Origin of the sequence: Bythopirellula polymerisocia (genome assembly GCF_007860015.1) — a bacterium.
In the GTDB taxonomy this organism is placed as follows: Bacteria; Planctomycetota; Planctomycetia; order Pirellulales; family Lacipirellulaceae; genus Bythopirellula; species Bythopirellula polymerisocia.
The window spans coordinates 1,197,046-1,210,022 of sequence record NZ_SJPS01000001.1 but is presented as its reverse complement, the minus strand read 5'-3'; the positions used below and the strand labels follow the sequence as shown (position 1 = coordinate 1,210,022).

The 12,977-nt window shown below is 53.1% G+C and carries 8 protein-coding genes; 4 read left to right on the top strand and 4 right to left on the bottom strand.

The annotated features are described in order from the left end of the window. Positions 1-104: 104 nt before the first annotated feature. Together Pla144_RS04795 and Pla144_RS04790 are read right to left on the bottom strand one after the other, a co-directional pair. Complete coding sequence (locus Pla144_RS04795) at positions 105-1,748, bottom strand: hypothetical protein (RefSeq protein ID WP_146448277.1); 1,644 nt, start codon at positions 1,746-1,748, stop codon at positions 105-107. A 246-nt stretch (positions 1,749-1,994) separates the two neighbouring features. Beyond that, on the bottom strand, positions 1,995-6,242 hold the full coding sequence (locus Pla144_RS04790; protein ID WP_197530383.1) for a tetratricopeptide repeat protein: 4,248 nt from the start codon (positions 6,240-6,242) through the stop codon (positions 1,995-1,997). Positions 6,243-6,737: 495 nt separating this feature from the next. Here Pla144_RS04790 and Pla144_RS04785 point away from each other — a divergent pair, with 495 nt between their 5' ends. Both Pla144_RS04785 and gmd read left to right on the top strand, forming a co-directional pair. Further along, positions 6,738-7,694 (top strand): GDP-L-fucose synthase family protein, encoded by a 957-nt coding sequence (locus Pla144_RS04785; protein WP_146448272.1) that lies wholly within the window; start codon positions 6,738-6,740, stop codon positions 7,692-7,694. A gap of 68 nt (positions 7,695-7,762) precedes the next feature. Beyond that, on the top strand, positions 7,763-8,827 hold the full coding sequence (gmd, locus tag Pla144_RS04780) for a GDP-mannose 4,6-dehydratase (RefSeq protein WP_146448270.1): 1,065 nt from the start codon (positions 7,763-7,765) through the stop codon (positions 8,825-8,827). A gap of 96 nt (positions 8,828-8,923) precedes the next feature. On the opposite strand, the gene Pla144_RS04775 is transcribed toward gmd, so the two are convergent. Beyond that, the gene (locus Pla144_RS04775) at positions 8,924-10,138 is read right to left on the bottom strand and encodes a hypothetical protein (protein ID WP_146448267.1); all 1,215 of its coding nucleotides are present in this window, start codon (positions 10,136-10,138) and stop codon (positions 8,924-8,926) included. A 145-nt stretch (positions 10,139-10,283) separates the two neighbouring features. Between Pla144_RS04775 and Pla144_RS04770 the strand changes: the two genes are divergently transcribed. Together Pla144_RS04770 and Pla144_RS04765 are read left to right on the top strand one after the other, a co-directional pair. Next, a complete protein-coding gene (locus tag Pla144_RS04770; RefSeq protein WP_146448264.1) occupies positions 10,284-10,808 on the top strand; it encodes a MogA/MoaB family molybdenum cofactor biosynthesis protein in 525 nt (174 codons plus the stop codon). Between the two features lie 213 nt (positions 10,809-11,021). Beyond that, positions 11,022-12,095 carry an endonuclease/exonuclease/phosphatase family protein gene (locus Pla144_RS04765; protein ID WP_146448262.1) on the top strand — a complete coding sequence of 358 codons (1,074 nt, stop codon included), beginning with the start codon at positions 11,022-11,024 and terminating at the stop codon, positions 12,093-12,095. Here the strand turns inward: Pla144_RS04765 and Pla144_RS04760 are convergent. Then, the gene (locus Pla144_RS04760; RefSeq protein WP_146448259.1) at positions 12,092-12,964 is read right to left on the bottom strand and encodes an alpha/beta hydrolase; all 873 of its coding nucleotides are present in this window, start codon (positions 12,962-12,964) and stop codon (positions 12,092-12,094) included. The genes Pla144_RS04765 and Pla144_RS04760 overlap by 4 nt on opposite strands. Positions 12,965-12,977 lie beyond the last annotated feature (13 nt).

Genomic DNA, 12,977 nt, shown 5'->3' with positions numbered 1-12,977 from the left:
AAACTCATAGAGGTCGACATCCGTACCGCCGCTACTGTTTGGGGGAGAGAAATATTCAAGCTCGGCGACCGGAATCTGTACCGGTACTCCTTTATTGTAAGGTCCTAGAACTCACCGAAAGGATCATCTTCTGGTGCAAGATCCTTGGGCTCTTCATCGGTCATCTCGCTGTCATCCGCAGCACCCTCTTCGGACGCTTCTTCTGTCGGAGCTTCGCTGCTGGTGTCGGCACTATCGGTCGACTCCCCTTCCATCGACTCCTCCGCAGCAGATTCATCCATAGCGGGGTCTTCCTCAGTGGATGCTTCTTCCGGCAGGGCAAACGGATCGCTGTCGGCTGGTTCCCCTTCCAAGGAGCCCGTTACAACAGCCGCATCGGCGGCTTCCATGTCTTCGGTGGCTTCGGCATCGTCGAGGTGAGCAATATCCTCGTCGGCCGTTTCCTCATAGGCAGATGCCGCTCCATCATCAGGCTCACTCGTAGCTACATCCGGAGTAGGGAACGGATCATCGGAAAAACTTTCTTCGGCAGCTGTTTCGTTCGATCCAAAGGGGTCGTCCGACGCAGGCGCAGGTGCGGGCGCCTCTTCACTCGGTGCTGAGTCTTCAGCGGGCTTCGCTTCTGTCTCACTAGAAGTATCCGCAGGTAAACCGAACGGATCATCGTCGGCTGGTTCCGTCGCCGCTGGCTTGGAATCCGTATCTTGGCCAAGTAAGTCATCCGCAGTGGTCGACTCTTTAAGAGCTGATCCAGGTTGTACAGGGGGCGCTGCAGGTTCCGCTGGGGCGGGAGCAGGGCTGCCGAACAAATCATCTTCTTTGGCAGGCTCTTCCGCAGCAGGTGTGGATGGCTCAATGGCCGAAGGCTCAGCGGTGGATCCGAAAGGATCGTCACTCTCTGGATCAGCGGCAGGAGCCGCTGGCTCACTGGCCGGAGGCTCTGAGGAGGAACCAAACGGGTCGTCACTTTCTGGTTCGGCAGCAGGAGCTGGTGCTGATTCGGGTTTTGCAGGCGCGCCGAATGGGTCCTCGTCCGCGGCTGAAGGCTTGACCACAGGGGCACTTCCAAAGGGATCGTCATCGGGTGTCAGGACAGGAACGGCCGGAGGGGCGGTTGGTTTTTCGAGTGGCTTTGGTGCTTCCGCCGGCTTGCTCGCGGCAGGAGCAGGCTGACTACTTCCAGAGGCGGGGAGCCTTGGTCGTTTTACCGAGGGGATGACCAAGTCTTCCATAGGGACCGGGGCATCTTCGTGCAATACTTCTGACTCACGGTTGCGGAGTTGCTCATAACGCATCTGATTTTGACCGCGCCGCTCTTGATATTTTTCTAATCGTCCTTCACGACGAAAACGTTCTAGTGTTTGGCGCTCGGGTCCTTGGATTCTCTGAAGAGCCGTGCCGATGGCATAGCGACGCCCGGGATCTTGAGCTTCGAGAGCCGCTCCCATGCGAAAATCTTGTTCGGCTTCATATTCCCTTCCTTGCTGTAAACGCGTTATGCCTCGGAAGTAGTAGACTCGCGGATCTTGGGACCCAGACATAATCACTTCGGAAAATAACTCATCGGCGCGGGTCGTGTCGCACATAAAAAACGCATGAACGCCTCGGCCATAGAGGCTCGTCAGTTCGGGGGACCCCTGGCCGAAGAGCGAATCGGCACTGCCTGAAAAAATAGTCGCCACGGCGGCACAGAAGAGCGTCCTCAGAAAGGAACCGCTGAACATTGAGCAACGAAATTGCAGATTCATATGAAGTTTCTCCCACAAAGATGAGAATCAGAGTTTTGGTTAAGTCTATTCACCAACTCCAGGCAAGCTGTTCATGCCCTGAATTTCAAAGCGTTCCAGCTGCGATCACTTCCTGCATTTCAAGAGCGGTTTGGTCAGTTCCACTATATTAGGCACGATTTCCTGGGATAACAAGAATTAGTAGGGAAATGAGAGACGATAAATGAATATTCCTGCACCAAGAAACTTGCCCCAATCCCGGGCCTGCTAGAGCTTGGCATTCTGGGTCCGCAATCCCTCAATTTGGCCCTTGATTCGTTCGAAATCTGGTTGCTCAGAAAGAGGCAGCTTGTCTTTCGTAATGCCAAGCTTCTTCGCACGATCCCAGGACTTCAGTGCAACTTGATCGTTCCCCGCCAACAGATTGGCCAGGGCACTATGATAAAATTTAAGGGGGTCGCGAGAAAGCGATGTTGCCAACTCCATATCTTCGACCGCTCCATCGTAGTTCTTACCAGCAATTCTAACGACCGCTCGGGTATCAAGAATATCTTCTGACGGCCCGTAAACCTCCATGGCTTGATTGATCATTTCTTGAGCCTCGTCGAGGCGTTGGTCGGTCGAAGCGAGAAGAAAGCCCAAGTTGTTTTTCGCCGCAGCCCTTAACAAACTGGGAAGATCATCGCGTTTCAAAATCTTCTCGTAAAATGCGATACTCTCGTCTTGCTTTCCTTGCACTTCAAGTGCTTCCGCTTTTAGTAATAAGCGTGATGCGGAATCGGGGTCATCTCGCAGGGCTGCAGCTAACATGTCGTCGATCTCTGCATCGAATTGATCGCCAACCTCGCTCCGGCGCTGACGCAACATCGAAACGGCAATTTGTGCTGCCGCATCCATCTGCTTGGGAAATATTTGCTTGATGATCTCCATGGCTTGTCCAGGGTCGCCATGTTTTGTGAGAAAAGAAGCATACTCCAGAGCTGCCTGAGCAGTACCAACACGCTGGACATAGACAGGATAAAGCTTTGCAGCAAGCTCAATCTGATCGTTTTCGGCAGCCATGCGGGCTACGGTCACGATATTGTTAAGTTCTTCGGAAGAGAGGGCACCCGACAAGCTTTTAGGAAGCATGTTCTGCAAGAGGCGTTGCAATTTGGTCTCGTCGCCACTCTTGGCAGCCAATTTGATACTCAGTGGCATAATCGAAGAGTTCTTGGAATTGATGTCTTTCAGTTTGTCGAGTCGATTGCTCGCCATAGCGAATTCGTCGTTATCGATTAGGAGATCAACAAATGTTGCGGACACTTGTTCGTCGTCACCATATTTTTTCAGAGTATTGAGCATCAGCTGCCGACCCCGCTCCCAGTCCCCGGCCTTGCCTAACAGTCTTGCGAGAGCCACGACCCCTTGTTTGCTGATAGTCCCCTGGCGATCCATATCTGAAAGGAGCTCCATAGCTTTGAGCTGGGCTTCTGGTTCGGCGCGGGTAGTCAGTATTTCGGCGAAGAGTACCTTGTCGGATGGAGAAAGCTCGTCCAGATCGCCCGTTGGATTGAGCAGCTTTCGCGCCAGAAGGGATTTCTGGTATTCGCCTGAACCTGCTAAGATACGTGCCGCTCGATCGCGAGCCCACACTACATAAGTGTTGTCGGGTTCCACCTTACCTTCGTTAGCAAGTCGCAGAATTTGATTGACGAAGGGAAATCCTCTCTGCGCAGGAACTTTTCCTTGCTTGGACCAAAGAAAGTAGAATTCCGCCAAGCGTTGCAAGATAGGCAATTCATCCATACGAGATGAAAAGTTGGCAAGATAGATTTTCTCTGCGGCTGCCCAATCTCCCATCAACTCAAGCTTCTTGGCAATCAGCAACGGCAGGAGGTCGACATCGATAGCAAGCTGAGCTTCCCGCAGTTTCTCTTCAATTTTATTATTATTCTTTTGCTGAGCGTAAATGGAGATAAGTTGCATCCATACATCAGCATCGGAAGGTGTCAGTTCGGTCGCCTTAGTGAGTGCCCGAGCGGCGTCATCCAAGCGGCTTTTGACTTTTTGGGCAACTTCATTGCGATTGCTTTCTAGTGCGGCGTCCTCCAAGGCATTAGCAGATTGTTGGGCGATGTTGGCAAACCATACTTGGGTAGAGGCATTATTTGGTTCCGCTTCCGCTAGTTTTTGGGCGGCTTCGAATGCCGCTTCCGACTCACCCGTTTGCAAGAGAATTTCTGCTTCAACCCGTCCCAGCAACTGCATGCGGGATTCCGGGTTGATTAGTTCCATTTTCTTCCGTGCTTCGGCAAAGTTGCCGCGTTGGCGCAGCAATTTCGCTTGCAATGAAACCGCAGACATATTTGGAGGACCATATTTGAGGGCATCATTCAAGTGCTGCAATGCCAGGTCTAAGTCTTCCTGCAAGGTCAACAGAAGCTGGGCGTAAAGAATGTGCAGTTCATGCCATTCAGCGCGCCGCGTGAGTGCCTGCTCCATCCTCTTCCGGCTTGCAACAAGGTCCTCTCGCGTGGCTTCTCCCAAAGCATACTCCACTAGCTGGCGACGAACTTGGGTGAGAACATAGTTGCCGTCGTTCTTATCATTGACCAAATCGAGAATCAAATCCTCGGCAGCGAGCATTCCGGGAATGTCGCGTTGTTGAAAAGCCAACTCAAACATGTGGAGTCGCATCGGCAGACTGTCGGGTGTAATCTCAATTGCGCGATTCCAATGCTCGATTGCTTTATCAAATTTCTTGAGTGCCTCGAATTGAAGAGCGATACTTGCTTCTATTTGTGCATGCTCCGCTATTGACCACTGATCAGCACCGATCGCAAGCTCATCGAGTTGTTCATCAACGTTCGGCTCGTTTAGCGCCCTCAGAATTGATGCCCTTGTTGAGCGGACTTGGGGAGAATCACCGAACTTTTCCTCAAGTTTGTCCAGGAGGCTCATGGCCTTACTGGGTCCCGAATCGGGATCTTCCAGGAGTAAGCTGATCGCAGCGTATCGCACTCGGACATCGTCGGGAGCCAACAGAGCAGCTTGGCGAATCAACTCTTTGGCCTCGTCGTAGTTGCCGCGCTTCATCAAAACCTGAGATTGAAGCAAATTGATTCCGGCTTCAGTAAGGTTATGTTCTTCGCCAAGTTTCTCCAGCATGGCATCGATCTGCGACCAATCTTGCAACTCCGCCGGTTTGGCAGCCATCTCATTGACGGCCCGATCAAAATCCATCGTCTCTGAAGTGGACTGTGGTTTTATCCTGTTCTGCACAGAAACCTTACCCTTTTGAGCAGCTTCGTACTGGGGGAATTTGTCGGCCACTTCCGTATAAACCTGCAAGGCGAGATCTAGCTTATTCTGGCGCTCATAAGAGCTAGCCAGCAGGGCTCCCGCCATAGCCTGTTCCTGCGGGAAGTCGATTAACCTTGGCCAAACGTTCTTTAGTTTCTTGGCCGCTGAGGTCCACTTTTGTTTTTGCCAATCAACGCGTGCTTTTGTGAAGTCGATGAATGGCGTCAATTTCGGGTTTCGGGCTCGCTCAAGTTCTAAAATCTCTTTATCGATTCCCTCATAATCTGATTGCTGGAACAAAATATTCAGTTTCAACTGTGAGAATCCAAGTGCTTGTTTCTCACCGAGTTTGGCGGCACCTTGATTCAATATCGCCATAGCCTCATCAAGTTTGTTTTCTTGCACCAGCGTTCGGGAGAGCAGGTCATAAAGAATCAAGTCATCCGGGTGCTTCTCCAACGCAGCTGCAAAAATCTTCTCGGCTGTCTCGTACTCTTTGTCCTCAAATGCGACGGCACCCTTTTGGCGAGCCACTGCGACGCTATCTGGCTCCAGTTCATAGGCTTTCTCAAGTGCGACTAAAGATTCATCCACTTCTCCCAAAGATCTCAAGAAGATTGATTGCTTGAGAAACGCGTCAGCGGACTCAGGGTTCTCTGCTATCATCTGGTCCATCACACGTTGAGCGAATTCTTTGTCTTGATCTCGATCAATTATGAGTGCCGCGAGCAAAGAGTAGACTTCAGGACGTTCCTTGGCTGTTGCTTTCGCTGAGTCAAAAGAATCGGATGCTTTGTCATAGCCGACCAAACGCAGACAATAGTCCAGCGCTGGCTTGCTCCCCTTTACCTTGTAAAGGGCTTGCGCGTACATAGACTCCAACTCCGAGTCGCCGGATTTCTCGGGTAGCTGTAGTAATTCATTGAGATGGTTCAAGGCATCTTGGGGACGATGGCCAATGATCAATTTGGTAAGTTTCAGGCGCAGATCTGGGTCGCCCGTACGCGCGACCGTCTCATTCAAGGTCGCGAACGCCCCTGAGATCGTTTCACTTGAAGCCTCCTGTTCTTCAATGATCGTCAAACCAATGTTGGCCAGTTCGATGAGTGGTTCTTCTTCATCCGGTCGCAACCTGACATAGTTGAGTAACTTGTTGAAGGCTTCTTCGGTCTCTCCTTCGTCCATGGCAGCGCGCGCGTCTTCGCGATACCACGAAGCGTTGCGATTCACTTGCCATCTCTGCAAGAAAAACAATGCCACTACTACAACAAGGCTGCCGACGAAGAGACTCGTTAACAGACGATAATTAACGCGATACCTTTGCATATTGGATTACAACCAAACCTTTGTTTTTTCGGCTAAGAGAATTCCAGCCCAGTGCCAGGCTCGAAAGAAACACGTTGGACTGTTCTGGGGAGAATCTAAAGTAGAAGCTGTCCAACACCGCTTTTTCGTACCAAGAGAGCAATTCAGCATTCATCGTATACCCGAGAATTTACCTGTCAACGATGGCCAAACCAGCGTCTGTCTCCCAATCCCTACAGCCCCCACTTTCCCTACGCCTCCAGTCCACATGTGCAGGCATTTCCGGCAGTAGGCAGCCGCAGCTGCTAGCCGGTTGCCATGGTTCTGAAGGTGGATTTCCAATGGTTCGGATAGGACTTATAGTAAACCTTATCGACACCCTCCCGGATCCAAATCCCTGTCTCCTCTGAGTCCAACTCCATGCCTCAGGTCATCAATCCTCAAGACGGAATCTTTGTCACTGGGCATCGGGGATTGGTGGGATCACAAATGCTCTTGCGATTACAGTCCGCTGGACTGACAAAAGTCTTGACTGCGACCCGAAAAGAACTTGATCTGCGGGATGGTCATGCCGTTGATCGCTGGTTTGCCAAAGCGAAGCCCGACTATGTGATTCATGCAGCTGGCAAAGTGGGGGGCATCGGTGCCAACATCGCCGAACCCGTCGATTTCTGCTATGACAATTTGCTCATGCAAGCTACCGTGCTACGTGCTGCCTGGCAGAGCGGGGTCAAGAAGCTGCTCTACCTGGCTAGCTCTTGTGTGTATCCCCGTGATTGCCCTCAACCAATGCGCGAGGAATACTTACTCTCTGGCCCACTGGAAACAACGAACGAAGGGTACGCCCTGGCCAAAATCACGGGGCTCAAGTCGTGTCAATACTATCGTCGCCAGTATGGTTGTAATTTCATTGCCACCTTGCCAACGAATCTATACGGTCCGGGTGACAAATTTGATCCGCAATCCTCCCATGTGATACCGTCGCTGATTCTCAAGTTTCATCAAGCCAAACTTGATGGCGCGCTGGAGGTCAGCATCTGGGGCTCAGGCACTTCTCGGCGTGAGTTTCTGCATATAGCCGATTTGGCCGATGCCTGTTGGTTTCTTTTGCAAAACTACGACGAGGAAGAGCCAATTAACGTCGGCACAGGCAGGGAAGTTTCGATTGCCGAGTTAGCTGCTATCATCCGTGCCATCGTCTATCCCGAGGCCCAGTTGGTGTTCGATTCCACAAAACCCGATGGGACTCCCCGCAAATTGCTTGATGTAAGCCGCTTGCAAAAGTTGGGTTGGCAGCCGCAACGCGAGTTGCAAACCGGAATAGCCGAGACCTACGCTTGGTACTTGCAGCATAGCAATTCTCGGCAAACCGATTAGAATCCATCTGCAATCCTCAGTTTTTTGCTAAGTCCATAGTCACATTTCCACTTTATCTCTTTTGACATATGACTCAGTTCCCTCCCCGCAACAACAAGCGCGCCTTGATCACTGGCATCACTGGCCAAGATGGATCTTATTTGGCTGAATTGCTGATCAGTAAAGGGTATGACGTTTGGGGTATGATTCGCCGGAGTTCATGCTTTAATACCAAACGCATCGACCATATCTATCAGGACCCGCATGAACCAGACGTCCGCTTGCGTCTCTGCCACGGTGATTTGAACGATGCATCGAGCATCAACCATGTCCTTCGCACGGTCGAACCTGACGAGATTTACAATCTGGGGGCCCAATCTCATGTGAAGGTCTCGTTTGAAGTTCCTGAATACACGACCGATGTGACTGGCATCGGCGTGATTCGCTTGCTGGAGGCCATGCGGGAAGAAGGGATTCGGGCAAAATTTTATCAGGCTTCCTCCTCGGAACAATTCGGCATTGCTAAGGAGTCTCCGCAGTCAGAAACGACTCCCTTTGCCCCTCAGAGCCCCTATGCCGTGGCAAAGGTACTGGCCTATTTTGCAACTTCCATTTATCGCAAATCATACGGGATGTTTGCCGTAAACGGAATCTTATTCAATCACGAGTCTCCACGTCGTGGCGAGACATTCGTCACTAGGAAAATAAGTCGCGCTGCTGCGCGAATCGCCATTGGTACACAGGATTGTTTGTTTCTAGGTAATTTGGCGGCTGCGCGTGATTGGGGGTTTGCCGGCGATTATGTCGAGGCCATGTGGCTCATGCTGCAGCAACCGGAGCCGACTGACTATGTCATTTCAACGGGCGAGGCCCATTCGGTGCGAGAGTTTTGCGAGATCTGTTTTGCAGAAGTCGGCCTGCCCCTGAAATGGGAAGGGGAAGGATTGAATGAAACGGGTATTGGCCCCGATGGCCGTGTGCTGGTGCGCGTCGATCCGCGATACTTCCGTCCGGCGGAAGTGGATCACCTACTAGGTGACTCGAGCAAGGCCCACCGTGAATTGGGTTGGAAACCAACGATAAGTTTCGAACAACTGGCTAAAATGATGGTCTCCTCTGATATGCAGATCGAAAGCGAAGGAATAGAACACTGATGAGCGCTAATTGGACGGATACTCATGGAGTGAAGATATTCATGTTTCATAATCCGCGCGAATTCGACAAATCCGCGTTTGTCCGCGTTCAATTTCTTATTGATCGCGTCGCGGATCAATAAAGGTCGTGCTACTCTGTTGATTCACAAACCACCGCCGCCACGCCATCGGGTTGAAGCCGTGATCCTGCGAGCCGGAGAGTTGCACTAGCGCACGGCGGACTTCCACGTTTTGCAGGTCTTGCTTAATAATCTTTGGTCCCCCACCGGCACTGAAACCAGCTCCGCCACTTCCGTCGGGTGAGAACGAGGCTTGCATGTCTCCCTGCTGGGCGTTGGGATTAGCGAATTTGTGGGTAGTCACCAAGGCATCGATCAGCGGACTGATGGCTTCCTTATTGCCGATCATGCCGAGACATTCGGCAGCAATGTTTACTGTCACGTTGTCACGACTCTTAAGGGCCTTAATGTATGGTGTGATATCGATGGTCCGCCGGGTTCGCAGCAAATAGTCGAGACACTGCAGCCGCGTCTCGCGATCCGGCTCGTCGAGCGAGAGGTCAACCAACTTTCCGACTGCGGCGGGATGATCGACTTGGGCCAGGATTTCCATCCACAGATCGCGGACATCCAGATCCCTTTCGCTATTGAGAAGCTTCACCAGCGAGGTGGCCGCCGCAGGGTCGGTCACGGCACGCAAGTTGGTCAAGGCTTCGTCGGCGCGAGTACCACGTTTGGAATCGAGCCAGTCTCGCCAAAGGCGAAGCTGTTGAAACCATTCAGCCGAGCTTGTCTCGCGAACCTTGGCCCGTTCACGCAGGGCGATGTCCTGAGCTGTGCGATACTTGCCTTCGTAGAAGTGCATGCCACGCACGGCCATGATTTCGTCGCGAGTGAGCCATTTACCTTTATGAAGCTGGTAGCCTAAGCTAGCCCGTGCTTGCGGGTCGTCGGGATCCAACTCCAGAATTCTCTGCAAGTGGTGATCAGCCAGATCGGAAAGCGAATTCTGCTTGCACCAATCAGCCAGCGAGCGATGGGCGGCGACCGTGTCGGGAAGGGCGCGGCTCCGGGCCTCATAGTTTTGCTGATGCTCGCTTTGCTTTTCGACATCTTCCACTTGCTCTTTGGTGAGAGTGACGATGCCACCCAGCTTAGATTTCACAACATATTGGCCGTCCTCCCCGCTCTCGACAAGTTGCCCGACCACTTGCCCACCCTCTGCCAGATGAAACACATCGGCGCAGGAGTGATTGCCAGACGACACCAAGGTCACTGAGAGCAGGGACAAAATCAATCGACAATCGGACATGGCAAGATTTGAAGGCGAATGGGTGACAGGCCAATATGCAAGTGGCTATGCTTAATTATAGTCCAGCCTGAAGGGGGAGCGAATGCTTATTCCCGGAATAACCCATCCTCTATTCCTGTAGTTGCGACGATTTGAGGCACTTCCTATGACCGAGCGCTATTGCAGTCCCTCTGCCGCAGAACATCGTCAATCGGCACCCTCGGCAGTCCGCTGTGCCGTGCTCACCGTGAGCGACACCCGTACTTTGGCCAATGATACCAGCGGGCAACTTATTGGTGAGGGTCTGCAAGGGGCTGGACATCAAGTGATCGAACGTGTGCTTTTACCCGATGAACCAACTGCCATCGCCGAGTGCGTGGCGAAACTCGCTGCGCGCGACGACATCGAGGCGGTGCTGGTGACAGGAGGCACAGGCATCGCCGAGCGCGATCAGACGCCCGAGGCAATCGGGCCACTCTTGACCAAGGAACTCCCCGGCTACGGCGAACTCTTACGCGCACTCAGCTACCAGGAAATTGGCGCTGCGGCGATGCTGAGTCGTGCCTGCGGCGGATTGATCGAGGGGACGCTCGTGCTAACGATGCCTGGCTCGTCGGCTGCGGTTCGGCTGGCGATGGACAAATTGATCCTCCCCGAGTTAGGCCATCTGGTGAAGCACGCGCGACGCTAGCAGGAATGGGGACTTGCTCCGTGCTAGCGAAGAGTAGAAATCGCCAGAGAAGAATGCGGCACGGTGCCTATCCCCTTTCCCGAAGGTAAAACCTCTCTGGCCTCGATAGCAGCAATTCGCTACCCTTCGTCCACTTTTTGCCGGGCTCGTTGCTGCGCCACTCGTGGGCGTGCGCGCACTTTTCCATTTTGTTCGTCACCCAAGGAGGGGGTCGTGCAACGGATACTTTCATTAGGGACACTCGCCGCCATTGGTTGGCTTGCCTGGACGTTTCTCCAGGGAGGCGGCCTTCAGCAGATCGCCGTGGGTCCTGGTGCAAATCAACCGAGCTCTCAGCAACCCTCCAGCACTCAATATCGAAGTCCTGGCAATTGGAATGCGCCGGCTAGTTCACCATATCAATCCACCTCGACCGGCAATAACTCGATTCAACCACCGGGGCAGCCCAACAGCGGTCCTGTGATTCGGATCGCCTCGTTCAATGTCCAATCCTTAGGCAATGCCAAAGCGGCCAAGCAGTATGTTATGGTTCGGCTGGCCGACATCGTGCGGAAGTTCGATCTGGTTGCCATCCAGGAAATTCGCTCGACGAACGACTATCTAGTCCCCGACTTCGTACAACTTGTCAACAACCCTGGCGGCAACTTTCCCCAGCGACGGTTCGACTATGTCATCGGCCAGCGCGTGGGCCGCACCACCAATCAGGAACAATTCTTATTCCTGTTCGATACCGAGCGGATCGAGGTCGATCAGCAAAGTGTCTACACGATCAGCGATCCCGACGACATGTTGTTTTCCGAACCACTGGTAGCAACCTTCAGCACGCGGGGCGTGAATCCAGACGAAGCGTTTACTTTCACAGTGGTGAACAATCGCACCGATCCCGTCCGCGTGAACGACGAACTCGACGCCTTGGCAGAGGTGTATCGAGTGGTGCGGCGTTCTGCCCGTCAGGAGGACGATGTGATCCTGGTGGGCGACTTCCACTCCGACGACCGTCACCTCTCGCGCCTGGGCCAAATGCCTGGCATCTTTCCGACCATTGCCGGCGTGTGGACCAACACACGGCAAGACAAACAATACGACAATCTCATTCTCCACCAACCTTCGACCACCGAATACACCGGTCGCTCGGGAGTGTTCGACGTGATGCGCAACTATAACCTCACCGAGCAACAGGCACTGGAAATCTCCGACCATTTTCCAGTGTGGGCCGAGTTCAGCGTCTACGAACGCGACTACGCAGGTCGCGTAGCGAATCGGCGATTGGAAGGCGCTAGGCGCTAGTCAGTCCTAGCCGTCGGCGGCGGGTCGTTTGGCGTACGACCCACGATGAAACTGTGGCGTCCTTGCTGCCTTGATCGTCGCCACAAGGCTGGCCACAGGAATCCCAGCAGCAGGATGACGCTACTAGGCTCCGGCACCACAGACAGCACTGGCGCGCCGCCGTATTGAGTTTGCCAGTCGGCCAAATTACCGACGCTCGGATTCCGTTGCCAGACGAGGAAATCGGCTCCATCGACGTCGCCGTCCTGGTCGAAATCCGCACTCGGCTCGTTGAGGTTGTCGAGAATGTTCTGCCCAATCAGTGCGTGCAGGCGCGGGTCGTTGTCGATCGAGGTATGCGTAACCGAAGTATCGTTGAAAAGCACTTCAGTATTGAAATTCGTCGCGCCTTGCACAAAGTCTTCTCCCTGCGGTTCAAAGAATCCTGTGGAGATCTGGTAATAATTAAAGCCGACGTCGACATTGGTGGGCAACACATTATTCGCACCGGGATCGAAGTTCTTCACTGGGTCGATTTGAATGGTGAGATCGACGGTGATCCCCGCCGGTTTCAGGAAATCATTCGCTAATTGGAACGTGCTGTTACCGCCAAAGCTATGGCCGACAAGCACCAAAGTAGAACGGTCGCTTGCGAATTGCTGCACCCAATCAAATGCCTGTTGCCGTTGGGTCCACTCGAAGAGCTTGCCCTGATAGCCAGGGATGCCGAGTCCGGAAAGTGTTGTATTGAGAATCCCCAGCCCTGTACCGGGACTCGTATCGGCTAGGAAGCCATTGAAAAAAACGACCTGATTGGTCAGGGCTGTCGCGGACGAGACAAACGATCCCAATAAAATGGCGAACAGCAGGCAGCGTTGCAAGGGTTTCATAGCCCTATCTTAC